The sequence below is a fragment of the Caballeronia sordidicola genome (genome assembly GCF_002220365.1).
In the GTDB taxonomy this organism is placed as follows: domain Bacteria; phylum Pseudomonadota; class Gammaproteobacteria; order Burkholderiales; family Burkholderiaceae; genus Caballeronia; species Caballeronia sordidicola_C.
Window position 1 is genome coordinate 69,667 of the sequence record NZ_MTHB01000198.1, and the last position, 26,000, is coordinate 95,666.

Consider the following 26,000-nt stretch of genomic DNA (forward strand, 5'->3'; position numbering starts at 1 on the left):
CGAAAAGTGCGTTAAAGCGCGTTAGAGCGGGTCAGGCAGCCGCGGCGCGCAGTCCAAGCAAACGCTCGACGAGTGGCTCGAGATCGAGTGAGTTCACGCGCCGAATGGTCTCGATGGAAACCGCCGGCAGCGCCTCGTAACCCGCGCACGCGCCGAGGATCGCACCGAGCATGGCGGCGATCGTGTCGGTGTCGCCGCCCAGGCTCGCTGCAGCCCCCAAGGCGGCTTCGATCGTGCTACCTCGACTATCCAGATCAAAAGCCAGCGCGAACGTTGCCACAACCGATTCCTGCGACGCCACCGACGTCCCGATCACGTCATAGATCGTGTCCGCCACGTCGCTCCCGGCGCAGTTGCGCATCAGCTCGCGTGCATGGCGGATGCGCGGCGCAATGCGCCCGCCCGCAACCCAGAATCCACGGCTCTCGGCGGCCTCGGCCATCGAAATGCCGGCTTCCAGCGCTTCAACCAGGCTCGCGCCGTTCAGTCCGGCCGATACCGCCGCAGCCACCGCCGCCGCGCTCGAAATGCCAAGCGTGGTGTTGTGCGTCACGACACATGACTGCACGACGGCATCGATAAACAGGTCATGGCGACGCAGGTCAAACGCAATCCCGACGGGCGTCACGCGCATGGCCGCGCCGTTGGTCGTACCGAAACGACCCGTGCGCAGCGGATCTTCACCGGCGGCAATCCGCACGATGGCCTGTTTCGTCGATGGTCCGAGCAAGTCGAGCGAACCGCGCGCCTTCATGGACGCTTCCCACTCGATCAACGCACGCGCAAACGCCATCGGTTCGATCTTGCCGTGGCCGTCGGCCAGTAAATGCGCAACGAGGACCGCTTGTTCCGTGTCATCTGTGATGGAGCCAGCCCGAAGACCTGGCGCGATCGGTTGATCCGCAAACGCGTTTTCCAGTTTGTCGATCCGTCCGAACTGCTCGACGATGCGCTCGCGGCTCAGTGACTGGGTCGGCATGCCGAACGCGTCGCCGAGTGCGAGACCGTAGAAGGCGCCGCGTGCGCGATCCGCCAACGTGGGGTGATTCAAAAGCAAAGACGAAGACATCAGAATTCCAGGTGTAGTGCAAAAAAAGTCGGGTCCAGCAAGCTCACGACATACTCGATAATCCGTTCATCCCGGTCCCGTGTGAGCCGTCGCGAACGCAGGAACGAGGTGCCGGCGCGACGCTTGAGCAGGCGTGCATCGGCCGCTTCCAGACCGACCACTTCGGCCCACTGCTCGCCGTGATGCGGCACCATGCCGTGCTCGATCAACGTCCGGTTCAGCGAGCCGCCTACCAGCCCTTCCAGCGGCAAAGCCGCGAGGTCGTCGTTGAACGGCAGGCGGCTGCGCTCGAGCGAAATGCACTGCGCGTCGGCGTCGGCGCCGATCACGCGCATCCGGTCGATCGCCACGAAGGCGGTGCGCTCAAGCTTCAGCTCCTGCGCAAGCGTCTCGTCTTCGATCAGCGCAATCTGCAGCAAACGGGTCTGCGCGCCGCCCGCTTTTTCTATCGCGGTGGTCCAGCCGAGCGCGCCGTCTATCGCCTGACCGTTGAACGTCACGAACGAACCGATACCGCCCTTGCGCGTGATCAAACCGCCGCTGGTCAGCAGGTCGAGCCCCTTGCGAACAGTGTTACGGCTGACCGCGAAGCGCTCGACCAATTCGTTCTCGCTTTCCAGTTGCTGCCCGAATGGCAGACGCCCGGTGAGGATGTCCTGCTCGATCGTGGCGGCAACCATATGTGCCTTCGAGCGCCCGACCTCTGCGGTTTTTACTGCTCGTTTAACCATGGTGTGACTCCTGTGCCGATGAGTTCTGGAAGTCCAGTCTCTGCAAAAGCACAAGTATGCACATGTTTTGCTAAAAAGCGGTGCACGAAACCTGATTGAAAGCGACAGGGGCGCGCGCTGCCATAGTCCTTGATGCTTGTTCCTTTTATGAACCTTTAAAAAGAACATGTAGGAACATGTACAGAATTTAAGACGTCATATTGCGATGGTCAAGCGGGAATTGATGAGGGGAAACCCTTGGGGTTGCGCCAGATGGTTGTCGGGCAACGAAGTGCGCGGCAGGCGGGTGCCAAGGAAAGGGCCGGTCTCGGCTCCTTCCCTTTTTTAGGACCGTGCTTTGGCCGGCGTCCGGCCAATCTCACGCAAACGGTCGATACCCTCGTGTATGGCGAAGGTGTTTTGCGTTCCGTCTCGAAGTCGCAGCGACACCGTTTCGTCGCGCAGGTCGCGGGCGCCCACCGTGATAAATACGGGGATTCGCTGTTCGCGTGCATCGACGATCTTTCGTTCAAGCCGTTCAGGCCTGTCGTCGAACACCGCCCTTAAGTCCGCTTCGTCCAGCAAGTCCATCACGCGTTGTCCATAGCCCGCGCTCGCATCGGACACCGTCGCGACCGTCACCTGATCGGGCGAAAGCCACAGGGGCAGCCAACCTTCGTGGTGTTCAAGGAGCATGGCAATAAACCGCTCCATGCTGCCCAGGACCGCGTGATGAATCATCACCGGGCGAAGGTGTTCGTTCTCGAAAGAGACGAAGCTTGCATCGAGACGATCTGGCAAGACGAAATCAAGCTGGATCGTGCCGCATTGCCAGCTGCGCTCCCGGCTATCCGTAAGATGGAACTCAAGCTTCGGGCCATAGAAAGCCCCTTCTCCCGGACGCACATCGAACGTCAGGCCGGCGCAAGCCGCGGCCTTCGCCAGCGCCTCCTCCGCCCGATCCCAGAGCGCATCATCGCCTGCCCGCTGATCCGGACGCGTAGCCAGTTGCACGCGGAACGTCGAGAAGCCAAGGTCTGCATAGACCACTCGAAGCAAGTCGCAAAACCGCCCGACCTCGACTTCCACCTGATCTTCCGTGCAGAAGACATGGGCGTCGTCTTGCGTGAAAGCACGCGTGCGTTTCAACCCCTCCAGCGACCCCGAAGGCTCGTCGCGATGGCACGCGCCAAACTCGCTGTATCGGATCGGCAGGTCGCGATAAGAACGAATACGTTGATTGAAAATCTGCACATGACACGGACAGCTCATGGGTTTCAGGCAATAAGGCTGGTTTTCATGAGCTTCATCCTGACTGCCGTTCACCGAATACATGCCGGCCTGAAATTTCTCCCAATGCCCGCTGCGCTCCCAAAGCGAACGCGCCAGCAGTTGCGGCGTACGCACTTCGCGAAACCCCGCGCCTCGCATTCGACGCCGGATGTAATCCTCCACTACGCGATAAAGCTCCCACCCACGCGGATGCCAGAACACCATTCCGGGTCCTTCGTCCTGCTGATGGAACAGGTCGAGCTTGTTGCCTAACTGCCGATGATCGATATTGTCCACAATGCTCTCCGTTAAGTTCAAGGGCCGTAACGGACGTGGTGGGCTGCACAATGCAAAAGGCCCCGTCCGTTTCCGGCGGGGCCTTCTGAAAAACGTACCTCGATACTTTATCGCGCACGGCCTCCAGACGACCCGCCTGAGAAGGTGGTCGTGGTGGTTGTGGTAGTTGCGGTCGTGAGGGCGAAGAAGTGTGAGTTCATGGTGCAAACAATAAAGGGCTTTAGGGTCCGCCGTCAACATCGTTATTGAAGAGCGGTGAATCGCCAAGCGACGCGAACCCGGACGTTTGAAAACACGTACCCGGTTCGCGCCGGCTTATATGCCGAGCTTATCTGCTACGTCAAGCCAGCACCGTCACTGGCGCAACCGCAGCCGGATCGCTGATACTCGGTCGACCGTTTTCAACGTGACCAGCCAGACGACGCAAGAACGTGGGATCGTCGTTGCTGGTGACGCTCAGGTCGTACCAGTGATGACTCGCGGCCAGAACCCACGACTCTCCCATCGACCCCAGCGACGGCACTAATACTTGACGCGGCTGTGCACCGTAGGCGTTATCGACCACCGATAAGCGCGCAATGCCGCGGCCCCGGTTCGTGAACTTCAGGGACACATTGCCGTTCGCGACATCGTATTGCGCCGCCAATTCGGGATCAGCCGGCGGATTGGTCGCACTACCGCTACCCGGCGGCGTCAACGTACCGGCAAACTCGCGTACGAACCCGTTCGGACCATAGACCGTGAACGCATAGATGCCCGCCGTCCTGTTGATGTCGAAGCTGTCGCGCAAGGTCTTGCCCGCTTCGACCGTATAGCGCCACGGGCCATCGGTGCGGTTCGATGAATAGACATAGAAGTGCGCGCCCTGCGAACCGGTATTGGCGAAATGAAGCGTCAGCTGCTTGTTGCCCCCGTCGAGACTGCTTTGTACATACAGCTCGTACGGCAGCGCACGGGCGAAGCGTGTACCGGGTTCCTGCGGATCGATCACGCCCGGCACCGCCGGCACCGTGGGCGCGGGTTGCGTGGCGCATTGATTATCCGCAATCGTCTTGTAGTTGCTGGTGTCGGGCAGCACCGGCATCTGCGCATCGGGCGTGCGGAAATCGAAGGCGGCGGTCAGGTCGCCACAAACCGCGCGACGCCACGGCGTAATGTTCGGCTCCATCACCCCAAAGCGCGTTTCAATAAAACGAATCACCGACGTGTGATCGAACACTTGCGAGCAAACAAAACCTCCCTTGGTCCAGGGCGAAACAACCGTCATGGGCACGCGCGGGCCGAGGCCGTACGGCAGGCCGTCGGCGGTGTAGCTGCCGCCGCGTCCCGGATTGACAACCGTGTGCAGTTCGCCCTCGGTTGTCACCGTCGACAAACCTTGCGCCCGCGACATGGGCGGCTGCGGCGGCACGAGGTGATCGAAGAAACCATCGTTCTCGTCGTACATGATGAACAGCACCGTCTTGCTCCAGACTTCCGGATTGGACGTCAGCGCATCCAGAATCTGCGACGTATATTCCGCACCATACGCCGGCGTGTATTTCGGATGCTCCGAGTACGCTGCGGGCGGACACAACCACGATACTTGCGGCAATTTATTCGCCAGCACGTCGGCTTTCAGGTCGTCGATCGTACGCACGGCGTTCGCGCGCAACTGTAGTGAAGAGCCCTGCGGCGCATTGATGATATTCGCAAAGTTCTGCAGCACGTTGGTGCCGTAATTGCCATTCAGCGGGTCGGCGCCAGTCAGGCCTTGCTGATAGATCTGCCACGAGATACCGGCAGCTTCCAGACGTTCCGGATAGGTCGTCCACGAGAGCAGCTGATACTGCGGCGGACCGTCGCCATCCACAAAATCGTTATTGTCGAGCAGCGGGCCACCTTGCGTGCCGGTCGGATCGACCATGCCCGTCATGAGGTAGGCGCGGTTTGGATGCGTCGGGCCGGGCAGCGAGCAGAAGTAGGCATCGCAGACGGTGAAGGCATCGGCGAGCGCGTAGTGAAACGGAATGTCGCTGCGCAGGTGATAACCCATCGTCATGTCCGTCTTGTACGCGGGCCACTGGTCGTAACGACCGTTATTGATCGCATAGTGCGTCGGGTACCACGAGTGATCGAGATCGCCGATGCATTGCGCGCTGGTCGTCAGCGTATTCAGGTGAAACGGAAGCACCGGTTTCGTCGGATCTTCCTTCGACGGCTGGAACCATACCGGCTGCCCGCTGGGTAACGGGATCGGGAAGCGGTCGTTGTACCCCCGCACGCCCCGCATGTGGCCCATGTAGTGATCGAAGGAACGGTTTTCCTGCATGAACACAACAATGTGCTCGACATCATTGATCGATCCGGTGCGCCGTGACGCCGGAATGGCAAGCGCTTTGCGAATCGATTCGGGGAATACCGTCAGCGCGGCAGCGGCGCCGGCTGAAGTAGCAACGGTCTGCAAGAAGCGGCGGCGACTATTCAATGTCATTTTGATTCACCTCGTGGCGTCATGATAGGTGCGGCAATGGCGTCCCGCTCGAAAGACTCGATCAGGATGGGGATTTTTATTCACTGGAGAGCGTCGCTCAGGGCGTCATTCGGACGTGTCAGGCGCGGAGTGAAGGACAGGTGCAACCTGCTGCGCGTCCGCCGCGAGGCTTGCCTGAGCGGCAGCAATGGGACTGCTCGCGGCCTGGCTATCGGTTGGTGCCGCCAGCACAAGCGGCTCGACCGCGCTGGCTGGCAACGATGTATTGGCAGAAGCTCGAGTGGCGCTGGCGCTTGCCTGATCGTCTGGTCCGCAGGCGGTAAGCGCCAGCGTTGCTAAAGCGAATAACGCGGTTCGTCTCATGATGTCTCCGCTTGTGGGGGATACGCGCAAACGTTTCCGTTGCATCGCGGACGCCAGTCTGAAGACGCTTCAAGAAAATTTTGTGAAATATCTGGTAAGGGCCGAGAAAGCGGGCCAATGCGCCAAATACTGTCAATTTGCTTACGTATTGCATATTGGGAAATCAGAAACTAGTTGCATAGCGAATCATTTTCTCCTAGAGTATGTTCATGTTCGATCACTGCATTTACTTCAACACAACGGCACTTGCGCGAAGCCTCGAGCGCGAGTGGGCGAACGCGTATAAGGCGTTTGGCCTGACGCCGCCGCAGGGATTCATGCTGCGTGCGGTGCTGGCGAAGCCCGGCATCGTGCAAAGCGAGTTGGCCTATGAACTCGCCATCTCACGGTCCACTGCAACGCGGACGCTGGACGGTTTGCAGAAGTTGATGTTTATCGAACGCCGGCTTACCGCATCCGACGGACGTGAGACCGCGATTCATCCCACTGGCGACGCGTTGCAAATCAAGGATGCGTTGAACGCTGCAAGTGCCGCGGTCACCAAACGTTTGAAGGCTGAACTCGGTGAGGAACGCTTTGCGACTACAGTCGCAAGCGTGAAAGATGCACGGTCGAGCCTCGACTGATTTTTTTCCTAAATAGTTGTATAGCGAACTAATTGGAGATGGAAAATGCCGATTCTAAACGTGAAGGTAAGCATTGAAAAATCACCCGAGGCCGTTGCGGCCATATCGGACATGTTGCTTGAACTGACCTCCAGTATCCTGGGCAAGAAGCGGGAGGTGACGGCGATCGCCATTCAGTTCATCGACCCGGATAGCTGGGTGATCGGTGGCCGGCTGTTAAGCGAGCAGAAAAAATCCAGCTTCTATTTCGATATCAAGATCACCGACGAAACGAATACGAAGGACGAGAAAGCACGGTATATCTCAGCTGTTTATGAAGGGTTCGGCCGGATATTGGGTGATCTGCATGAAGAGAGCTATATCCATGTTGAAGATGTCAGGGCGGCCTCGTACGGGTACGGCGGGCGCACGCAGGAGTACCGCTACCATCACTGAATCTTTCGCTCGTACCGGTGGACAACTGGCTCTGCCGGCGTTGCGCCGGTGTTCTGCCAGCGCGAGCGAAACATCATCGATGCCCCGCAGGTGTCGTCACGTCACCCTCGGAACCTTCCGCAAACGGGTGCAAACCCGGTTCATAGAACAGTGCAAACAACTCCGATTGCGAGCCAATGCCGAGCTTGGAATAAATATGTTTCTTGTGTGCGCGGACCGTCTCGAACGAAATGGTCAGTTTCTCCGCAATCGCACGCGATGAGAACCCGCTCAGCGACAACATGGCGACTTCAATCTCGCGTGCCGTCAATGCGCCGCGCCCGCTCTTCTCGGTGAGCATGCCGAACCGAGCAGGCAGGTCATGCTGCCCGCCCTCCGCAGCTTCGGACGCCCCCGGCACCGCGCCAAAATTTTCATATCGCAAGCGCTGCTGCATTAACGCAAGAACCCACGGCGAGAACAACGTCAGCAATGCGACTTCACGCTCGTCATAACGGCGCATATTGCCGAGTGAAAATCCCATGGTGTAATTGGCGTCGATCAAGACATTGAAGTGCACTTCGTCGCCAACAATGTTCTTTCTGAAGTAGCGTTGGTAGTACTCCGTCATCTTGAAGTTATCGGGCGCGACATCGGCAAGCGTGTAGAAACCGGAGACGCGCTGCTCAAAGGCCGCCAGATAGAACGGATCGAGTTGGTAAAGCGCTGCCAGATAATCCTGGAACAGCAGGTCGATCTTGCCGTCGGGCAACGCCTGTTCCGCGCAGACCAGCGGCGGTCCATTGCGGGCGAAACGCAGCGCGACCCAACTATCGAAGCTGATATGCCGCTCGAGCACCCGAGTGAGGCGAGCCCAGAAATGCGGCCCGTCCAGTGCGTCGATGGCTGAACCGATCTCTCTATGGAACGCGAGATCATGCCATTGGAACTCCATCGTCTCCTCCGGTAAGGGTAACCCTGGTGGGTAATTTCTGGACAAAAATAATGCCTTGATAATAGTCCGGACGAAAACGTGGGCACCCGAATAATGCCCTTGAAAGGTATCTGGAAGGAGACGGATTTAATGCACGCAGAACTCGCACAACTCGCGCTGATCGACGGCGATGTCGGGCACAACACGCGCAAGGTCATCGAAACAATCGGCCGCGCCGATGTCCCCGGAGGCACGAAGCTGATCGTATTCCCCGAAGCAACACTGTCCGGTTTTCCGATGCAAGACAACGTCGCGGACGTCGCGCAGTCGCTTGACGGCCCCGCACTGACCAGCGTACGCGACGCCGCGCGGCGCGCCGGGGTATCGGTCGCGGTGGGACTGGCCGAACGCGAAGGCGCGCGATTCTATAACACGACCGTATTGGTCGACGACAAAGGCGAGATTGCGCTGCGTTACAGGAAGACTCACTTGTGGGCATCGGACGTGGGCGTGTTCACGCCGGGCGATCGCTTCGAAACCTGCTTGTGGAACGGCATCACGGTCGGACTGCTGATCTGCTACGACATCGAGTTTCCCGAGACCGCCCGTGCACTCGCCGCCCTCGATGCCGACCTGCTGATCGTCACCAACGGCAACATGGATCCGTTCGGCCCGGTGCATCGGCGAGCCATCACCGCGCGCGCGATGGAAAACCAGATGTTCGCGCTCATGGTGAATCGTTGCGGCACAGGCGACGACAACCTCACCTTCCCCGGTGAATCCGCGCTCGTCGATCCCTTCGGTGAGATCGTCAGCGCGGCAGGCGCGCAAGAAACACTGCTAGGCGTTGATATCGACTTCAAGCGGCTGGAGGCCAGCCGTGAGCACTATCGTTATTTGAACGACGCACGCGTGCCGCTCGGACTCACGCCGATCGACCACGCGAACGGATCACGTGCGCTTGTAATCGACGAGCGCCGACGCCTTATCAACGAAGACTGAAGTTTTCAGCAGTTCCGTAGCACATGAATCGTCCGGTGCCCGTGCTCCGGACGCGCCCGCCCACGCCTGTCGAAAGTCCCGGAGATACCATGCAAGACTCGTCCGTAGCCGAGCAATCGCACCTGAAACGCACACTCGGCTTGCCGTCCGTATTGTTGTTCGGCCTGGCCTATATGGCGCCGCTGATCGTATATGGCACCTATGGCGTGCTCGCCAAAGCAAGCGATGACACTGCCGCACTTGCCTACTTACTTGCCCTCGTCGCCATCGCCTTCACGGCGCTCAGCTACGGCAAGCTCGCAAGGCTCTACCCTGTCGCCGGCTCCGCTTATACCTACACACGCAAGACCTTCAATGCGCATCTGGGCTTCCTGGTCGGCTGGGCAACGCTGCTCGACTATTTCTTCCTGCCCATGGTGATCTGGCTGATCGGCGCGGCTTATCTGAACGCCGCGTTCCCGACCGTGCCCACCTGGATCTGGATCGTCGCGTTCATCGTCTTGACGAGCGCGTTGAATATTGTGGGGATTGAACTGGCCGCGCGCTTTAACATTGTGCTGATGGTCGTGCAATTGGCCATTGTCGGTTTGTTCGTCGTGCTGTGTTGGCACTATGCATCAGCTGCGGCGGGTCCCGGCGGAATCGCGTTGGCGGAACCGTTCTTCAAAGGACACGTTCCGTTCGCCTCCACCATGGCCGGCGCCGCCATTGCCGCGTATTCGTACCTCGGCTTCGACGCGGTATCCACGCTCACCGAAGAGACAATCGACCCGAAGAAAAACATGCCGCGCGCCATCTTGTGGATCGCGTTGATCGGCGGCGCGATTTTCGTCCTGGCTGCTTACACGATGCAGCTTGCGCACCCGGGCGTGGAATTCAAGGACACCGATTCGGCCGCGTTCGAAGTCGCCAAGATGATTGGCGGCGATATCTTCGTGACCGTCTTCCTGGCCGGCCTGATCCTCGCGCAGTTCGCGTCGGGCATCTCGGCGCAGGCGAGCGTCGGGCGTCTGCTTTACGCCATGGGCCGTGATGAAATCCTGCCCAAGCGCGTGTTTGGTTTCATCCATCCGAAGTTCAAGACCCCGGCGATCAACATCGCGATTGCGGGTATTGTGGGTTTGATTGCGCTGAAGCTGGACGTGGCGACGTCAACGTCGTTCATCAACTTCGGCGCATTTCTCGCGTTCACCGCCGTCAATCTTTGCGTGGTCAGGATTTACTTGTCGGGCAATCATGGCGACAAGAAGATTGGCGTGATCGGCGGATTGGTGTTTCCGCTGATCGGTGCGGTCGCGGATATCTGGCTGCTGGCGAGCCTCGAAAAGACCGCGCTTGTGCTAGGCGCGATCTGGTTCGTGATCGGGCTCGTGTACCTGTGCTGGATCACGCGCTTGTTCCGGCAAGCCCCGCCGGAAGTGGCGGTTTAAAGCGAGCGTCGGCCCGGTCCAATCAACCAAAATGGGTTGGGTATAAGTAAAACCTAAGCGGCGTGGCCTGTGGGCCCGAGGAAGATAGCCTCGCCGAAAAGATCAGGACGCCGTTACAATGCCATTGACAGGCTCATTGGATCGCACTGCAGCAACGTTTAGCGGGGCTGCGTAGCCAGATCGGGGAAATGACCGGTAGCGCGCGAGCCCGGATCGTCTTCAGGAAAGCAGACTGGCCGGCACTGAGAGGATCTATGTTCAATGACATGTTCCGCGTAGTGAATGGACCGGATGGGCGTCATTTCTATGTCCATACCGACAGCATGCCCGTGGCGGTGCTTCTCATCGCCGCGTTGTTCCTGGCGATTCTGTTGTCCAGCGCGCTCTGCTACTACATCACGCGCTTTATCTTGCTGAAGATCGTCGCCCATCTTGCGCGTGGGGAGCGCCGCAAGTGGCTGCGTGCCGCCGAACGCCGCAAGGTGTTTCATCGGCTGGCGCCACTGGTGCCTGCGGGCATCATCTATATCTCAGCGCCGTTGCTAACCGGCGTGTCGTTTCCGGTCATTTCCGCGCTGGGTCGCCCGGTGGAGACGCTAGCGGCATGCTTCATGGTGGTAACCATTCTGCGCGCCGCCTTCGCGTTCCTGGGCAGCATTGAAGATCGCTATAGTCATTTCCCCTTTGCAAGCCAGAGGCCGATCAAAAGCTTTCTGCAGATAGCCGCCATTTTCCTGTACGTGCTTGCGCTGATTGCCGCAGTGTCGTTGCTGTTGCATAGATCGCCCGCGAATTTCCTCACTGGCGTGAGTGCGATGACTGCGCTGCTGATCATCATCTTCCGCGATTCGTTGCTAGGGTTTGTCGCCAGCATTCAACTGGCCGCCTACGACATGCTGCGCGTGGGCGACTGGATCGAAGTACCTGGATTCGTGGCTGACGGGACGGTCATCGATATCGCGCTGAACACAATCAAGGTCCAGAATTTCGACAATTCCATTGTCATGCTGCCGAGCTATGTGTTGCTGACCAACAGTGTCAAGAACTGGCGTGGCATGGAGGAATCCGGCGGACGGCGGGTCAAGCACGCAATTCACCTGGACATTGAGAGCATCAGGTTTTGCGACGACGAATTGCTCGCCAACCTGAAGGAGAGCGTAGCCTTCCAGGTGCCGTTCGCCGTGCCGGACGATGGACATCGCCTGACCAACCTTGGGATGTTTCGCGTGTATCTGATGGAGTACTTTCGGCAATACCCGGCGATCCGAAAAGACATGCCGCTGGTGGTTCGACAGTTGCAATCCACCAACCAGGGCCTGCCGCTGGAAGTATTCCTGTTCGTGAATGAGACGAACTGGGAATCGTACGAACAAATCCAGTCGGATATGTTCGACCACGTCTATGGCATCTTGCCGCTGTTCAATTTGCGCGTCTGGCAAATGCGCTAGAAGGCGCCGGCATGGAGTCCGGTCGCCCTCCGTTATCCGGCCAGCCCCTCGACAATGCATACGACGACGGTAAAAGCGCCAATGCAGGCCGCAAGAGTGGCTGCTGCCTTCGCAAAAGGGGTCATGCCGGCCTCCAGAATCGGTAAAGGGAAACGCATTTTATATTGAAATGAAAGCAAAAAGAAATAATTGTATTAATTGAAAGATAAAAATCGAGGCTGCCCGCAAGGCTCTATTAACGTCAATTTACGGAAGATATTTAAGTATCCTGACTACTTTCCGAACGCCAAAAGGCCGGACTGGCGTGCATCAAGATATGCGTCCGGCGTTTCCCATCGACACGCGATTAGCCACCGGGCGTCTCTTTGCCCCAGTCAATCCAAACCACCTCCCCTTGCCTATCTTATTTTTAGACGGTATCTTGGCGGGGTTCTAATCGCTAGCGCGGGAGAGACTGTCACGGCAACATGGTGACGGCGCCGACGGAGCAACCGCCCCGGAAACTCTCAGGCCCAAGGACCGCGCAGCAGGAACATCTGGAGAGCGGCGCTTTAATGCGCCCACCGACGGGGATGTCGTGCGTGCAACGCCACGACTGAAACTCTCAGGTAAACGGACAGATGGGGCATAGACGCCGGTTATCCCGGCGATGCCCAACTTCCATCTGGACCTTGTCATGTCACGAATCGCCATCATTGGCGCCGGTATTACCGGTGTCACGACTGCTTACGCCCTCGCCGAACGCGGCCACGACGTCACCGTTTTCGAGCGTCACCGGTATGCCGCGATGGAAACATCATTCGCAAACGGCGGCCAGCTTTCCGCCAGCAACGCCGAGGTCTGGAACAGCATGGCCACCGTGCTCAAGGGCCTGCGCTGGATGTTCACGCGCGACGCACCGCTGCTGCTCAACCCCGCGCCGAGTTGGCACAAGTATTCGTGGATGGGCGAATTCCTGCGCCAGATCCCTAACTACCGGGCCAACACCATCGAGACAGTGCGCCTTGCCATCGCCGCGCGTGAGCATCTGTTCGGGATTGCCGAGCGTGAAGGGATTGACTTCGACCTCGAGCAGCGCGGCATCCTGCATATGTACCAGCAGAAAAAGGCGTTCGACGCCGCCGCGAAAGTGAACCTGCTGCTGCAATCGGGCGGCCTTGATCGGCGAGCGGTCACAGGCGACGAAATGCGCGCGATCGAGCCCACATTGCAAGGCGATTTCCACGGTGGATTTTTCACGCCGTCCGATTCGACCGGCGACATCCACAAGTTCACGCGCGGTCTGGCCGAAGCCTGCGAGCGGCGCGGCGTGCGCTTTCATTACGACACGCAGATCGCGAATATCGAGCAGCGCGGCGACGGCCCGTTCGCCATGCGCGTGCTGCACGGCGGCAGCGAGGGTGACGAGCAGCAACATGGCTTCGAGCGCATCGTGGTGTGCGCGGGCGTGGCAAGCCGGGAGATTGCATCGATGCTCGGCGACCACGTGAACATCTATCCGGTGAAGGGGTATTCGATCACCGTGTGCCTGGACGACGCTGCGAGCCGCGAGGGTGCGCCGTTGGTCAGCCTGCTCGACGAGAGTGCGAAGATTGTCACGAGCCGGCTTGGCGCTGATCGTTTTCGCGTAGCGGGTACAGCTGAAATCAACGGCTTTAATCGCGATATCCGCTCGGACCGGATAGCACCGCTCGTCGACTGGACGCGCCGCTATTTCCCGGGTGTCGCGACATCGCGCGTGATTCCGTGGGCAGGCTTGCGGCCGATGCTGCCAAGCATGTTGCCGAAGGTTGGAAGCGGCAAGCGTCGCGGCGTGTTCTACAACACGGGGCATGGACACTTGGGGTGGACGCTGTCGGCTGCGACGGCGCATAGCATTGCCGAGCGCATGTAGGTTTGCAGGAAAGGCCCCGCCAAGCCGGCTTACGCGAATTGGGCCGCACTCGCGCGCAGCGGACGCTCGACCGGTGCATCAAGCACCAGGCGACCGAACTCCTGCGCCGCCAGCGTGGGCTCGCCCTTGCCCCAGAGCAGCCTGAATTCCGCTTCCGGCAGGGGCGGTAAACCGTACTGCCCGTCGACAACCACAATGCCCGGCTCCAGGTCATCGCGCGTCAGCGGCGTAATCGCGAGCCCCGCCATCACGGCGGCGCGAATACCCGACTGACTCGACGATGTAAACGCGACATGCCAATCCACCGGCAAGCCATCGAGCGCTTCCAGCGCGACTCGCCGATTCACACACGGCGCAGGAAAAAATGCGAGCGGCAGCGGCGCCCCCGTGCGCGCTTCGAACGATTCGGCGGCCGCCCAGACGAACCGCGTTCGCCGCAACACGATGCCTTCAGCGTCCCGATCCGTTTCCCCGTGCACGCACAGCACCACGGCAAGATCCAGTTCGTGCGCGGCAACCATCGCCTGCGAATCGAGGCTCATGCCCACGCTCACATCTAGCCGCACGTTGGGAAATGCTCGAGAAAATTGCGTCAGCAAAACGGGGAGCCGCTCACCCATGAAAATATCCGGCGCTCCAAAGCGCACGACTCCCGAAGCCGGAGACGATTGAAAACGCTGCGTGACTGCATCCATCGCATTCAGGATTTGCATCGCGTAACGCAAGAAATCCTCACCATCTTCGGTCAGCGTCAGACTGCGCGTGGTGCGATATAAAAGCGGCCGGCCCACTTCTTCTTCAAGCCGCCGTATTTGGTGACTGATCGCGGATTGCGTGAGGTTCAGGCGTCGCGCCGCCTTGGTAAAACCACCGGCTTCCGTGACAGCAACAAACGCGCGCAGGAGGGCAAGATCGAGGTTCATGGTCGGAATCAATGATGACGAAGCTTAATCAATGATAGTAAATTAAATCATTTCCATCATAAAGCAAGCGCGCCGAGAATAAATCTAACGACTTCTTCCGGTAGCCTGCCATGGGTATTTCGCCTAGCGTTTCGCCTCGCTTAGCCAATCAACTGGCTGTCACGCTGCTGCTGAGCGCCGTGATCGCTGCGACCTACGGGTTCGGCGTTTATCTCTTTCCTGTCGTCTTGCCGCAGATGAAACAGGACATCGGCTTCGACTATGAACAGGCCGGCTACATCACGGCCGCACGGCAACTGGCCAATGTCGCGATGGCGCTGTTGTCCGGGCTCGCTGCCGCGCGTTTTGGAGCGGCCAGGGTCGTGCTCGTGGCGACCGCGTTATCGGCGATGGACCTCGCGGGCCTCGCCTTCGCCAAGAACACATGGATGATGGGCGCCGCTCTCGTCACGCTCAATGCCTGCGCTGCTGCGACCTGGGTCCCGATGATGGCGCTGATCGCGCCGTTGATCGATGCGCGCCATCAGGCGAAAGCGATCGGGGTGATTGGCAGCGGCACGAACTACGGCGTCTTGCTGAACGGGTTGATGGTGCCGGCGTTGCTGGCGTCATGGGGCTGGCGCTCCGTCTGGCTCGTGAGCGCAGTGCTGACCGCCGTGTTGAGCGGTGTGATCGTACTCGTGTTTGCACGGCTTGGCGGTACGCCGGCCTCACAGCCGCGCGTTACACCACCGCGTCAGGCCAAGCGCCCGAACGAGCGCCTTGGGCTGCGGCGCATGCTCGCCAGACAATTCCTGCTGGTTTACGCCATGGCACTGCTATGCGGTTTTGCCGGTGTCCCGTTCATCACCTACTTCTCAGCTTATTCGCACGACGACCTGCATCTGGGCCTCGATGTAACAGCGCACGCGTGGGCGCTCGTGGGGCTGGTCGGCGTGGTGAGCGGGCTGGTGCTCGGTATGATCGGCGATATGCGCGGCACGCCTGATCGAAACGGGCACACGCAGCGAGATGGCATGCGTACCGCGCTGGTTAGCGCGGGGGTCCTGCTTTTGTGCGCGTCGCTGATCGCCGCATCGCGCCCGGGCGGTTATGCGCTGATGGTCGCGGCGGTCGCGTTAGGCTTTTCGTTCTTCCCGATCTTCGGCTTGCTGCACGCGTATGTCGGCAAGACAAGCGCGCCCGCTCTCGCCGCGATGGTATGCGGAATCTGCGAAGCGGCGTTTGGCGTGGGCGGGGCGTTGGGAAACGTGCTGGGTGGATTATGCAAGACGGTATTCGGCTCGTTTCAACCGGTGTACGCGTTGGCATCGGCCGCGTCGATCATCCTTGTCGGACTGGCATTCCTCGTGCCGAACACGCGGCGCTCCACGCCAGTTTGCACAAGCAGTCTCGCCAATTCGCGGTGATGGCATGGTGCGCGAAACCGCTTCTACAGGAGTGAATGAGCAACGCAGGGATAAGAACCACGGCCGCCTGATTTCGAGCGATCATCCCCGCTCTTCGAACGCGCGACGCAAAGACAATGCAATGCCTTGCGCGGCCCGCTTCACTTCATCGAGCGCAGGAAAGGTCGGTGCCACACGCAGATGCCGATCGCGTGGATCGAGACCATGGGGGAACGCCGCGCCTGCGGGCGTCATTGCAATGCCCGCTTCGGCGGCCAGCGCGACCGTGCGTTGCGCGAGCCCGTCGGGAGTATAGAGGCTGATGAAATACCCTCCTTGCGGGTCGGTCCAGGACACGCCCGGCAGATCCGCAAGGATCTCGCTAAAGGTCGTTGTCACGGCGTCGAACTTGGGTCGCAACAGCGCCCTGTGATGCGCCATCAAGCCCTCCAATGTCTGCCGGTCGCGCAGAAACCGTACATGCCGGAGTTGATTGAGCTTGTCCGGTCCAATGGTCCTGACAGACGAGCAACGCTGCCACCAGTCGACGTTACGCCGCGACGATGCAACGAACGCCAACGCAGCGCCGGCAATAGTGATCTTGGACAGCGACGCGAACATCAACGCCCGGTCCGGATGCCCCGCTGCCGCGCAAGCCTCGATCATGTTCAACGTAGTGTGCTTCTGCTGCGTCAGGTGATGGAACCGGTACGCGTCGTCCCAGAACAGGCGAAAGTCGGGCGCGGCGGTTTGCATCGAGGCGAGACGGCGAATCGTATCGGCTGAGTAGATTTCTCCGGTCGGATTGCTATAGAGCGGCACGCACCAGATGCCCTTGATAGCCGGATCCGCGGCGACCTGTGCTTCAACAAAATCCATATCGGGGCCGTTGCCGGTCAGCGGTACCGGGATCATGCGCACGCCCAACGCCGCGCAGATCGCGAAATGGCGGTCGTATCCCGGCACGGGGCAAAGGAACGCGATGTCACCCGCGTTACGCCACGGCGTGCCGTCAGCCATGCCATGCAGGATGGCGAATGCCACGGCGTCATGCATCAACTCGAGACTTGAATTGCCCGCAGCCACCACCTGCTCCGCGGTAACCCCGAGCAGATCGGCGCCGAGCTCACGAGCTTCGGGAAGGCCCAGCGCATGACCATAATTGCGGCAATCGATGCCATCGCGCGACGTGAATTCGCCCGCTTTCAGCGCGTTGGCCAGTGGCTCCGAGCACAGGTCGAGCTGTTCCGAGGACGGCTTTCCACGGGTCATATCGATTTTTATTCCGAGCTTCCTGAAGTCATCGTAGGTTATCGACATCGTTTCTTTTCCGGCGTTCTCGCGTTGAGGGAGGCTCAGTATGCAAGGCCTGTTGGATTCAGGAAAGCGAGTTATATTGAAGACTTCGTTCAGATTTTCTGATACCTCCGATACGTCCGATACCAATGAAAACCTTCGACCTTGATGCGCTCTCCATGTTCGTCGCCATTGCCGACACAGGCAGCTTCCTGCGCGGCGCGGCGCTCGTGCATCGTTCGCAATCCGCCGTGAGTATGCAGATCAAGTCGTTGGAGACGTCATTAGGCAAGCCCTTGTTCTCACGCAAGCCGCGCAACCTCACGCTGACGCAGGACGGCCATGTGCTGCTCGCGTACGCGCGGCGTTTGCTTGCCCTGCGTGACGAAGCCTGGGCATCGATTGTTCGCCCGGACGTCAGGGGGCGGGTGGCAATCGGGGTACCGGACGACTACGCGTCGTCTCTCCTGCCCTCCGTGTTGAGAAAATTTTCCGCGACTTACCCCAAGGTCGAGATCCAGGTCATCGGCATGCCAAGCAACGCCCTGGCGCCGCTCATCAAGGAAGGCGCGATCGATCTTGCGTGCATGACGCGGATGAAGGGGTTGAGCGGTGACTTTATCCGGCTCGAACCCATGGTCTGGGCTGGTTGCGCGGTAGGCAACGAAGTCTGGAAGGAACGTCCACTGCCCATTGCCGTGTTTGCACCGGGTAGCGTCGCGCGGTCCAAGGCGATTCACGCGCTCGAACGGGCGAAGATCAGCTATCGCACATCTTATGAAAGCCCGAGCCTCCTGGGCCTTTTCAGCATGGTCGAAGCGGGGCTCGCGATCGCGCCTCTGTCCCGATGCAGCATTCCCGAACGGTTCGTCCAGCTTGGCAGCGCGGACGGCTTGCCTGCCCTGCCGGACCTGGAAATCGTGCTCGCGCGCAGCGCGGGATCGAACCGGCCGCCTTGTGATTTTTTGGCGGAGCAGATCCTCACCGATCTGCGAATCTGAGGCCCTGCGAAGTGATGCGGTCAGTTGGCCGAACTACTATGCGCGGGCCGCTTTCGGCTTCATTCGCTCCCTGTCCGCGAACTGTTCAAACCCTTCAATGGGCAACGGCCGGCAAAAATAGAAACCCTGGTACGCATGACAGCCGGCGCCGGCCAGGAAGTCGCGTTGCTCTTCGGTCTCCACGCCCTCGGCGATCACCCCTAAGCCCAGGCTTTGCGCGAGCGCGACAATAGTCCTGGCAATCGCTGCGTCATTTGGATCGACGAGCACGTCGCGCACGAACGACTGATCGATTTTCAACTGATCCAAGGGAAGTCGCTTCAAATACGAAAGTGACGAATAGCCGATACCGAAATCGTCCAGCGAAAAGACCACGCCGCGAGCCTTGAGCGCATGCATCTTTTCAATGATGTCCTGCACATTGTCCACCAGCACGCTCTCGGTCAGTTCCAGCTTGAGCCGGTTCGGGTTGGCGCCTGTCCTGCGGATCACGTTCAACACCTTGGCCACGAAATCGGGCTCGCGAAACTGCTGCGCGCTCACATTGACCGCGATCGTCAGGTGGGACATGTGCGGCTGCATTGCCCATAACGCCAGTTGAGTGCACGCGGTTTCCAGCACCCAGTTGCCCAACGCCAGGATCATTCCGGTCTCTTCAGCGAGGTGGATGAAATCGGCGGGCGGCACGATACCGCGCTGTGGATGTTGCCAGCGCACGAGCGCTTCGGCGCCCACGACCCGGTCGCCGTCGAGCACCTGCGCCTGGTAATGCAACAGGAACTGATTGCCCTCTATGGCCTTTCGCAAGCCCGCCTCGAGCGTGGCCCGTTCCACTACCACGGTCTGCATGGCCGGGTCGAAGAAACACAGCGCGTTGCGCCCCAGTTCCTTCGACTTGTACATGGCGAGGTCGGCCTGCTTCAGCAACTCGTCGATGGACGTCTGATAGCCCCTGAACACAGTCGCGCCGATGCTGGCGGTGCTGCGGTAATCGACGTCGTCGAGCTGGTACGACTTGCCGAGAACATCAAGAATGATTTCGCCCATGCCTTCTGTCTGGCTGGCCGCTTCTTGCCAGGTTTCGTGGAGGCTTCCGAGCACCACCACGAACTCGTCGCCGCCCACTCGTGCCACCGTATCGCCATCGCGTACGCTGGCGGCCAGGCGCTGCGCCACTTGTTGCAGCAGCAGGTCGCCCTTGTCATGACCCAGGGTGTCGTTGAGCGTCTTGAAGTGATCCAGGTCAATGAACAGCAATGCACCGCACGCACCGCTTCGCGCGCTGACCGTAATGGCCTGCGTCAGGCGATCCAGCAGCAACGTGCGGTTGGGCAAACGCGTCAGGGCATCGAAGAAGGCGAGCTCCTTGATGCGTTCCTCCGCGATCTTGCGTTCGGTGATGTCGTGATGTGTGCCCACATAGTGACTGACGACTCCGCCTTCGCCCGTCACCGCCGAGATCGTCAGCCATTTCGGATAGACCTCGCCGTTCTTGCGACGCCCCCAGATCTCGCCCTGCCAGCCGCCCATGCGGTGGATCGTTTCCCACATCTCGCTGAAGAAAGCGTCGTCGTGATGGTGCGAGCGCAGCAGTCGCGGTGTCTGGCCCACCGCCTCTTCAGCCGTGTAACCGGTGCACTCGGTGAACGCCGAATTGACCCGCAGGATGGTGTTTCTGGCGTCGGTCACCATCATGGCTTCGAGCGAATCGAAGGCGACCGCCGCGATCCGCAGTTCGGCCTCCACTTGCTTGCGGTCGGTAATGTCGCGCCCGCTCGTCCGAAAACCCGTGAATACGCCTTTGGCGTCCGTGATCGGAACCCAGGAAACGGATAGCCAGACCAGCGTTCCGTCCTTGCGAACGCAGCGGAATTCGAGGTCGTCGCCACGGAAGCCCTGGAGTCCCTTCAGGAATTCGGGGGCAACGCGGGACCTATCGTCGGGATGGATCAGCGTGCCCGCGAAGTCGGTCATGGCCATGCATTCGACGACGGTGTAGCCGGTGTATTCCTCGACCGATGGATTGATCCAGCGTGGTTTGCCATCCGGTCCCCACCAGACTTCCCAGTTCACGGTGCAATCCGCGATCGCACGGAACTTCTCCTCGCTCTCGCGCAATTCGCGGGTCATCGTGGAAGCCAGCCGCATCGCGCGGCCGCGTCCGGTGACCATCAACCAGGCGAGCAGCGCCAGCAGCAGGCTCAGACCCGTACCAGTGACCGCGATCAGTGCTTCGGCGTTGCGGCCGAAGCGGCCCTTGAAGTCGTCCAGGGTGCTCATTGAGAGCGTCCAGTTGTGCCCCGCGACAACCAGGTACTCATTGGCTGAAATGAGCGGCGGCTCGTGCTGCTCGCCGGTGTCAGGGGAGCGATAAAGCAAGGCCGCGGCGGACGGTTCCACGCCGTCGGAGATAGCTAGCGCGAGGCCAGGCAGCGGGTCCCCGTAAAGACTGGCGATGACATCGTGCATGCGAAACGACGCGTACACCCAGCCCGCAAGATGCGCCCGGCGCTCGGCGACGCTGTCGTGCGGCTGGCCCCGGTTGTAGATCGGCAGGTACATGATGAAAGCGGGTTTTGCATCCGGCCCGACATCCACCCCCAGGCGGACTTTCCCGGAGACTGCCGCCATGCCGGAATCGCGCGCCTTCTCCATGGCCTGCCGCCTCACAGGGTCGACCCAGGGATCGAGTCCAAGCGCGGCATGGCGGCTGGAGGCAGCGGGTTCGCGCTGAATAATCGGCGCGTAGTTCTCACGCAAGCCTTGCGGCGCGATGGTGTAACCGGAAAAGCCCAACTGGCGCATCTCAGCGATATGCGCTTCCCTGCGCGCCGCCGGCACCCATTCGATGATCCCAATAGTCTGGATGCCGGAAAAGTTGGCGTCGAGATTGAGCGCACTGACGTAATCGCGGAATTGGTCGCGATCCATCTGACCGGTGGCGGCGAACAAGCCCTGCACGCCGCGCAGCATCTGCTCGTAAGTCGACATGCGCTGTTCGACACGGCTCACCACGTCGCCCAGTGAAAAATTGAACTGGGAGAGCAATTCGTTGTGGGAAGCTTGCCGTTCGTGATCCCAGACTATCCACGTCACGCCGAGAGCAGCGGACAGAATCAGCAAGGGCAGCAATACCAGGCGAGCCCAGGTCACGGGGGTGCCTGGAAATCGACCATGGATCTCGCCAGATCGGGTTTGAAGTACTTCTCGAAAATACGCAGCACGGTTCCATCCGCGCGCATCTCGTTCACCAGTGCGCGCCACTTGTCCTGCTCGGCGGGTGACAGCGCCTTCTTCGACATGATCAGGCCATGAGGGATGGCGGGATCGTTGAACTCGATGATGGTGGTGACATCGCGGATCTTCTTTTCATCCAGCGCGGGGTAATCGAAGGGCTCCATGATCATGCCCTGGATGCGCTGGTGGATCAGCGCCTCATACAACGGTGCGAGGCCGCCTGCCTGGCTGACGCGGTTCTCAGCCGCGAGCGTGTCGACCAGCTTGTTGGCGGAGTCGCTATAGCGAAAGCTGCGAATCACACCCAATTGAAACTGGTCGCTGCGCTCAAAATCAGCCAGCTGGTGCATGCCCGCGTCCTTGCGCACCAGCAAATAGTATTTGTTGCTGAAGTACCAGGCGAACGAAGCGAAGCGGTTACGCTCAGCGTTGGCAATGCCGGACAGGCTGAAGTCAAGCGCGCCGGATTCGATCAATTGCCAGATTCGAGCACGTGACATGAGGCTGACGCTGATCTTGCAGCCGCTGCGGCGGATCAGTTCGTCGGCGAAATCCTTGTCAATGCCGGTGTCGGTATCGGCGGAATAAAGCAGGCCGTGGTCATGCAATGCAAGCGTGAAGGGTCGTGAGCAATCGGGACCTGCCGCGACCGCGCGGCCGAGGCATGACAACACCAGTAGCAAGCCGCCCAGAGTGTGTCGGATCACAGCGTCGCCATGGTGGTGGAAATGACTAGAATACAGCCCTCCTTTTATTAACACCGGTCGGGAGGGCGTGTTTAGTGATTTTGGCCCCTCGACAACGGGTTATACAGGGAGTTTTCTCGCAGCACGCCTTTGCATACCCTATGTGTCGCTCGGAAAAACGACAGGAAATCGCTTATTCAGGCAGTCCCGACAGGTGACCGGTTTAAGTAAAGAATGATAACGCCCGCGAATTAATGTTACCGGACGCTTATTAAAACTGCAACAGAGGGAAATCGTTTGCGAGCCGTCATGTACCCACCGTTTCGTACTCGACCGGAAACACGTGGCATTAGATTTCCGCGCTGTTCCCGCACTGTAGAGTCGACTTCCGGCCTTAAGCAGCTATGGCTCAGCGCGCATCAGCGCATAGGCTAACTCGTCCAGATGACAGGTTCGTGTGCCCTGTTCGCGTCGCTAATTTTATTTCGCACCCGTCAATCCCTGGTTCAAACATCGGGCTGTCTTAACGGCCAACGTTCAGGCAAGGAGGGTTTTCCATTGGAATGAAATTAAACGCCCGCTACATCCACAAATCTATTTGATGGCGTTACACAGCCGTGCTATTGCGATAGCAAAAGATATCGATATCGCAATAGCAGGACGCGCGATTCGCACGATTGCGTGGGAACGAGTGCGCGTTGTATAGCCTTTAGTTGCCGATCTTCAGCAATTCGACTTCAAACGTCAGCGTGCTGTTCGGCGGAATCGGGCCTACGCTGCGATCGCCATATGCGGTTGCTGGCGGGCACACGAGCTTGGCCTTGCCGCCAACCTTCATCTTCTGAAGGCCTTGCGTCCAGCAAGGGACTACCTGGCCGAGCGGGAACGATGCCGGTTGCCCGCGCTTGTACGACGAGTCGAATTCGGTGCCGTTCGCCAACGTGCCGCGATAGTTGACGGTCACGGTGTCGGCGGCAGTAGGCTGCGCGCCGGTGCCTTCCTTGATCTGCGTCACGGTGACGCCGGAAGGAAGCGTTTCAGTCGCGCCTGTAGCGGCATAAGCCGATGACGAAGCGATAAGAGCAAGAGTGAGCAGCAGTGATACTTTTTTCATAAAGCGTCCAGAGCGTCCCGAAAGTGGGGTGGTGAGTAAAGTACAAAGTCAACGAAGCCAAGCTAAATACCTTAGCACGGACAGGCCACGGCATGGCAGAACCTCGTTTCGACGCGGTTCCTTACCGGTAAGCTCGGGTGGACTTCAGTGTCTGCCGCTTGCGTGCGCCAAGCAGGCCTCCTGCACGTTCGGCGTCCAGGATTAGATGCTCCGCAGGAATGACTTCGCATGCACGCTCAAGCAAGCGCTGCTTTGTCTCAACGCCCGGCACCCGCGCGGAGTGCGAGTCATAGACACCGGGACCGATTCCTTCGGGTAGGCGAACGCACCGAAGCCGTCCAGCAATGCCATTGACGAGCGCGAGGTCTCGATCGTGATCACGTCAGCACCCAGCGCTGCGATGGAGGGGAGAATGTCATTGAACTCCGAATAGCACATATGGGTGTGAATCTGCGTTGTATCCGAGACGCCGCTAGCGGAGATCTTGAAAGCAAATCCAGACTGACGAGTGGCGTGGATCAACGCGGTCCGTCGCGCTAGCTATTTGTGTTCGATCGATAGATGGCATGGCCGCTGGACCGGGCCGTGTTCATTGTGCACGAGAAGGAACGGGGTCGCCCGAATTCCGGGCCGGGCGGCTCGTTCATGCGTCTAGCGGCTGATCTAGCGGCCGACTTCCAGTTCGTCGAAACGTTTTGCACGATAGATCAGGACCGACGCGATCCAGCTAAAGGCGAAAATGCCGATGATCACAAAACCCAGTGTGCCGAAGTTATCGTTCAAGGTCCCTATGGCATCCCACACCGGTCCTTGCAGCTTCAATTGATCGGCGAGCAGCCCAAGCGCCTCTATACCGCCAATCACGACGGCCACAATGACAGACACCAGCGTGATGGTCATGTTGTAGTAGATCTTCCGGATCGGCTTCAGGTACGCCCATCCGTAAGCACCGAGCATCAGATGACCGTCCAGCGTGTCTATCAGGGACATGCCAGCGCTGAACAGGACCGGGAACACCATGATTGCCCAAGGCGAGAGCCCCTGCGACGCCTGGGTCGCCGCTATGCCGAGCAATCCAATTTCAGTTGCTGTATCGAATCCCAGACCGAACAGGAAACCTAGCGGGTACATTTGCCAGCTTCGCGTGATCATGCGAAACAGCGGGCGAAAGAGGCGAGCGAGAAATCCGCGATCGGCCAGCAGCAGATCGAAATCGTCATCGACATAAACGCCGCCACTCCTGACGTTGCGCCATGCCCTATAGATCGACCTCAGGATAATCAGGTTCATCAGGGCAATCGCGAACAGAAATAACGCCGACACCAACGTGCCGACAACTCCGCCGATTTCCTTGTAGTAGTCGAATCGGCCTTGCATGGCCGACGTTGCAACAGCCACACCGACAGAGGCAAGCACGACCACCGTCGAGTGCCCAAGGGAAAAGAAAAAGCCGACCGCAACGGGGCGTTTCTTCTCCTGCATGAGCTTGCGCGTGACGTTGTCGATAGCGGCAATATGGTCAGCATCTACCGCATGACGCAGCCCAAATCCGTAGGCGAGCAATGCGGTTCCCAGAAGTACCGGATGATGACGAAACGCCACCAGCGCCCAAACCCAGGCGAGGACGTTGATCGCAATCAATATCCCATAGATGCCGAAAAGCTTGCCCCGCACCTTGGTGCCTGAGTCGTTAAAAATCTGTATGAGTTGAGAAATCATCTAAGCAACCCTGTGGGAATACGCGTCCCGCTTGAAGTGGAAAACATAGAGAAAAGAGGTCTGACTCTGGGTTCGGCGATCTAAAAGCCTGCGAACCAGATACAGTGGCGCGACCGTGCCGGCTTCTCACCGGCTTCTCACCGGCTTCTCACTTTCCCTTGACGAGGCAGTACCTTGTGCGCTTATACACCGCGGGTGTCGCGATGTCGATGAGTTCATGGGCGACATGTACCAGCCATGGATTTGACTTAAACCGCGATCAACTCCCGCACGCCTTCTGCTTCCATATCCGCGCCCGCGCCACCCGCGACGATCTCGCCGCGGCTCATCACCCAGTAGCGGTCGGCCAACTCGCGGGCGAAGTCGTAGTACTGCTCCTCGAGCAACACCGTCATGCCCATTTCATCGACGAGTTGACGCAACGTGCGCCCGATATCCTGGATGATGGACGGTTGGATGCCTTCGGTGGGTTCGTCGAGGATCAGCAACTGTGGTTCGCTCATCAATGCACGGCCGATCGCCAACTGCTGTTGCTGGCCGCCCGACAGATCTCCGCCGCGCCGGCTTTTCATCTCCTTCAACACCGGGAACAGTTCGTAGATCCGGTCCGGCACCTTCGATGGCGATTTGCGGCTCGCCGCGCCCACCAGCAGGTTCTCTTCTACGGTCAGACGCCCGAAGATGTCGCGTCCTTGCGGCACATA

Annotated in this window: 21 protein-coding genes, 1 pseudogene and 1 riboswitch; of the genes and pseudogenes, 8 read left to right on the forward strand and 14 right to left on the reverse strand. The window is 59.5% G+C overall.

Translation table 11 applies throughout. From position 1 onward, the window contains the following. Positions 1-31: 31 nt before the first annotated feature. The 5 genes from BSU04_RS28175 to BSU04_RS28195 form a co-directional block, all read right to left on the reverse strand. Entirely contained in the window at positions 32-1,069 is a 1,038-nt protein-coding gene (locus BSU04_RS28175; RefSeq protein ID WP_179258471.1) for an ADP-ribosylglycohydrolase family protein, read from the reverse strand. Then, positions 1,069-1,800: a GntR family transcriptional regulator gene (locus BSU04_RS28180; protein WP_089163646.1), complete on the reverse strand. Its 732-nt coding sequence runs from the start codon at positions 1,798-1,800 to the stop codon at positions 1,069-1,071. The genes BSU04_RS28175 and BSU04_RS28180 overlap by 1 nt, the downstream gene beginning before the upstream one ends. Positions 1,801-2,124: 324 nt before the next feature. Next, on the reverse strand, positions 2,125-3,348 hold the full coding sequence (thrS, locus tag BSU04_RS28185) for a threonine--tRNA ligase (RefSeq protein WP_089163647.1): 1,224 nt from the start codon (positions 3,346-3,348) through the stop codon (positions 2,125-2,127). 340 nt (positions 3,349-3,688) lie between these two features. Next, the gene (locus BSU04_RS28190; protein WP_089163648.1) at positions 3,689-5,821 is read right to left on the reverse strand and encodes a phosphocholine-specific phospholipase C; all 2,133 of its coding nucleotides are present in this window, start codon (positions 5,819-5,821) and stop codon (positions 3,689-3,691) included. 105 nt (positions 5,822-5,926) lie between these two features. Beyond that, complete coding sequence (locus BSU04_RS28195; RefSeq protein WP_089163649.1) at positions 5,927-6,184, reverse strand: hypothetical protein; 258 nt, start codon at positions 6,182-6,184, stop codon at positions 5,927-5,929. A 209-nt stretch (positions 6,185-6,393) separates the two neighbouring features. Here BSU04_RS28195 and BSU04_RS28200 point away from each other — a divergent pair, with 209 nt between their 5' ends. Both BSU04_RS28200 and BSU04_RS28205 read left to right on the forward strand, forming a co-directional pair. Next, positions 6,394-6,810 carry a MarR family winged helix-turn-helix transcriptional regulator gene (locus BSU04_RS28200; protein WP_089163675.1) on the forward strand — a complete coding sequence of 139 codons (417 nt, stop codon included), beginning with the start codon at positions 6,394-6,396 and terminating at the stop codon, positions 6,808-6,810. A 45-nt stretch (positions 6,811-6,855) separates the two neighbouring features. After that, the gene (locus BSU04_RS28205; RefSeq protein WP_089163650.1) at positions 6,856-7,245 is read left to right on the forward strand and encodes a tautomerase family protein; all 390 of its coding nucleotides are present in this window, start codon (positions 6,856-6,858) and stop codon (positions 7,243-7,245) included. A 73-nt stretch (positions 7,246-7,318) separates the two neighbouring features. Here the strand turns inward: BSU04_RS28205 and BSU04_RS28210 are convergent, their stop codons facing one another. Next, on the reverse strand, positions 7,319-8,179 hold the full coding sequence (locus BSU04_RS28210) for a response regulator transcription factor (protein WP_089163651.1): 861 nt from the start codon (positions 8,177-8,179) through the stop codon (positions 7,319-7,321). Between the two features lie 129 nt (positions 8,180-8,308). Here BSU04_RS28210 and BSU04_RS28215 point away from each other — a divergent pair, with 129 nt between their 5' ends. The 4 genes from BSU04_RS28215 to BSU04_RS28230 all read left to right on the forward strand — a co-directional run bounded on the left by BSU04_RS28215 (position 8,309) and on the right by BSU04_RS28230 (position 13,932). After that, a complete protein-coding gene (locus tag BSU04_RS28215; RefSeq protein ID WP_089163652.1) occupies positions 8,309-9,160 on the forward strand; it encodes a carbon-nitrogen hydrolase family protein in 852 nt (283 codons plus the stop codon). Between the two features lie 89 nt (positions 9,161-9,249). Beyond that, a complete protein-coding gene (locus tag BSU04_RS28220; RefSeq protein ID WP_089163676.1) occupies positions 9,250-10,590 on the forward strand; it encodes an APC family permease in 1,341 nt (446 codons plus the stop codon). A 254-nt stretch (positions 10,591-10,844) separates the two neighbouring features. Then, positions 10,845-12,038, forward strand: a complete 1,194-nt coding sequence (locus BSU04_RS28225; RefSeq protein ID WP_089163653.1) for a mechanosensitive ion channel family protein — start codon at positions 10,845-10,847, stop codon at positions 12,036-12,038. Positions 12,039-12,473: 435 nt separating this feature from the next. Then, a riboswitch (glycine riboswitch) is annotated at positions 12,474-12,570 on the forward strand. Between the two features lie 144 nt (positions 12,571-12,714). Then, positions 12,715-13,932, forward strand: a complete 1,218-nt coding sequence (locus BSU04_RS28230; protein WP_089163677.1) for a D-amino acid dehydrogenase — start codon at positions 12,715-12,717, stop codon at positions 13,930-13,932. A 29-nt stretch (positions 13,933-13,961) separates the two neighbouring features. Here the strand turns inward: BSU04_RS28230 and BSU04_RS28235 are convergent, their stop codons facing one another. Beyond that, positions 13,962-14,855 carry a LysR family transcriptional regulator gene (locus BSU04_RS28235; RefSeq protein WP_089163654.1) on the reverse strand — a complete coding sequence of 298 codons (894 nt, stop codon included), beginning with the start codon at positions 14,853-14,855 and terminating at the stop codon, positions 13,962-13,964. A gap of 110 nt (positions 14,856-14,965) precedes the next feature. On the opposite strand from BSU04_RS28235, the gene BSU04_RS28240 reads away from it, so the two are divergent. After that, positions 14,966-16,264: an MFS transporter gene (locus BSU04_RS28240; protein WP_089163655.1), complete on the forward strand. Its 1,299-nt coding sequence runs from the start codon at positions 14,966-14,968 to the stop codon at positions 16,262-16,264. An 81-nt stretch (positions 16,265-16,345) separates the two neighbouring features. On the opposite strand, the gene BSU04_RS28245 is transcribed toward BSU04_RS28240, so the two are convergent. Further along, positions 16,346-17,563: an aminotransferase class I/II-fold pyridoxal phosphate-dependent enzyme gene (locus BSU04_RS28245; RefSeq protein WP_089163656.1), complete on the reverse strand. Its 1,218-nt coding sequence runs from the start codon at positions 17,561-17,563 to the stop codon at positions 16,346-16,348. Positions 17,564-17,688: 125 nt separating this feature from the next. Between BSU04_RS28245 and BSU04_RS28250 the strand changes: the two genes are divergently transcribed. Further along, positions 17,689-18,540, forward strand: a complete 852-nt coding sequence (locus BSU04_RS28250; protein ID WP_089163657.1) for a LysR substrate-binding domain-containing protein — start codon at positions 17,689-17,691, stop codon at positions 18,538-18,540. Between the two features lie 36 nt (positions 18,541-18,576). Here BSU04_RS28250 and BSU04_RS28255 read toward each other — a convergent pair whose 3' ends face one another. The 6 genes and pseudogenes from BSU04_RS28255 to BSU04_RS28280 all read right to left on the reverse strand — a co-directional run. Continuing rightward, on the reverse strand, positions 18,577-21,693 hold the full coding sequence (locus BSU04_RS28255) for a bifunctional diguanylate cyclase/phosphodiesterase (RefSeq protein WP_089163658.1): 3,117 nt from the start codon (positions 21,691-21,693) through the stop codon (positions 18,577-18,579). Then, the gene (locus tag BSU04_RS28260) at positions 21,690-22,484 is read right to left on the reverse strand and encodes a substrate-binding periplasmic protein (RefSeq protein WP_089163659.1); all 795 of its coding nucleotides are present in this window, start codon (positions 22,482-22,484) and stop codon (positions 21,690-21,692) included. Before BSU04_RS28260 ends, BSU04_RS28255 begins: the two co-directional genes overlap by 4 nt. 688 nt (positions 22,485-23,172) lie before the next feature. Further along, a complete protein-coding gene (locus BSU04_RS28265; protein WP_089163660.1) occupies positions 23,173-23,577 on the reverse strand; it encodes an FKBP-type peptidyl-prolyl cis-trans isomerase in 405 nt (134 codons plus the stop codon). Between the two features lie 121 nt (positions 23,578-23,698). Continuing rightward, positions 23,699-24,069: pseudogene (locus tag BSU04_RS28270) on the reverse strand (hypothetical protein); the annotation flags it as partial. A 171-nt stretch (positions 24,070-24,240) separates the two neighbouring features. Then, positions 24,241-25,296 carry a HoxN/HupN/NixA family nickel/cobalt transporter gene (locus BSU04_RS28275; protein WP_089163661.1) on the reverse strand — a complete coding sequence of 352 codons (1,056 nt, stop codon included), beginning with the start codon at positions 25,294-25,296 and terminating at the stop codon, positions 24,241-24,243. Positions 25,297-25,544: 248 nt separating this feature from the next. Further along, the coding region (locus BSU04_RS28280; protein ID WP_089163662.1) for an ATP-binding cassette domain-containing protein at positions 25,545-26,000 on the reverse strand (456 nt) is incomplete at its 5' end.

What these genes read in the sequence shown, in the direction of transcription:
- BSU04_RS28175 (WP_179258471.1), bottom strand. Translation starts at nt 1,069, where the DNA reads ATGTCTTCGTCTTTGCTTTTGAATCACCCCACGTTGGCGGATCGCGCA.
- BSU04_RS28180 (WP_089163646.1), bottom strand. Translation starts at nt 1,800, where the DNA reads ATGGTTAAACGAGCAGTAAAAACCGCAGAGGTCGGGCGCTCGAAGGCA.
- BSU04_RS28190 (WP_089163648.1), bottom strand. Translation starts at nt 5,821, where the DNA reads ATGACATTGAATAGTCGCCGCCGCTTCTTGCAGACCGTTGCTACTTCA.
- BSU04_RS28195 (WP_089163649.1), bottom strand. Translation starts at nt 6,184, where the DNA reads ATGAGACGAACCGCGTTATTCGCTTTAGCAACGCTGGCGCTTACCGCC.
- BSU04_RS28200 (WP_089163675.1), top strand. Translation starts at nt 6,394, where the DNA reads ATGTTCGATCACTGCATTTACTTCAACACAACGGCACTTGCGCGAAGC.
- BSU04_RS28205 (WP_089163650.1), top strand. Translation starts at nt 6,856, where the DNA reads ATGCCGATTCTAAACGTGAAGGTAAGCATTGAAAAATCACCCGAGGCC.
- BSU04_RS28210 (WP_089163651.1), bottom strand. Translation starts at nt 8,179, where the DNA reads ATGGAGTTCCAATGGCATGATCTCGCGTTCCATAGAGAGATCGGTTCA.
- BSU04_RS28215 (WP_089163652.1), top strand. Translation starts at nt 8,309, where the DNA reads ATGCACGCAGAACTCGCACAACTCGCGCTGATCGACGGCGATGTCGGG.
- BSU04_RS28220 (WP_089163676.1), top strand. Translation starts at nt 9,250, where the DNA reads ATGCAAGACTCGTCCGTAGCCGAGCAATCGCACCTGAAACGCACACTC.
- BSU04_RS28225 (WP_089163653.1), top strand. Translation starts at nt 10,845, where the DNA reads ATGTTCAATGACATGTTCCGCGTAGTGAATGGACCGGATGGGCGTCAT.
- BSU04_RS28230 (WP_089163677.1), top strand. Translation starts at nt 12,715, where the DNA reads ATGTCACGAATCGCCATCATTGGCGCCGGTATTACCGGTGTCACGACT.
- BSU04_RS28235 (WP_089163654.1), bottom strand. Translation starts at nt 14,855, where the DNA reads ATGAACCTCGATCTTGCCCTCCTGCGCGCGTTTGTTGCTGTCACGGAA.
- BSU04_RS28240 (WP_089163655.1), top strand. Translation starts at nt 14,966, where the DNA reads ATGGGTATTTCGCCTAGCGTTTCGCCTCGCTTAGCCAATCAACTGGCT.
- BSU04_RS28245 (WP_089163656.1), bottom strand. Translation starts at nt 17,563, where the DNA reads ATGTCGATAACCTACGATGACTTCAGGAAGCTCGGAATAAAAATCGAT.
- BSU04_RS28250 (WP_089163657.1), top strand. Translation starts at nt 17,689, where the DNA reads ATGAAAACCTTCGACCTTGATGCGCTCTCCATGTTCGTCGCCATTGCC.
- BSU04_RS28265 (WP_089163660.1), bottom strand. Translation starts at nt 23,577, where the DNA reads ATGAAAAAAGTATCACTGCTGCTCACTCTTGCTCTTATCGCTTCGTCA.
- BSU04_RS28275 (WP_089163661.1), bottom strand. Translation starts at nt 25,296, where the DNA reads ATGATTTCTCAACTCATACAGATTTTTAACGACTCAGGCACCAAGGTG.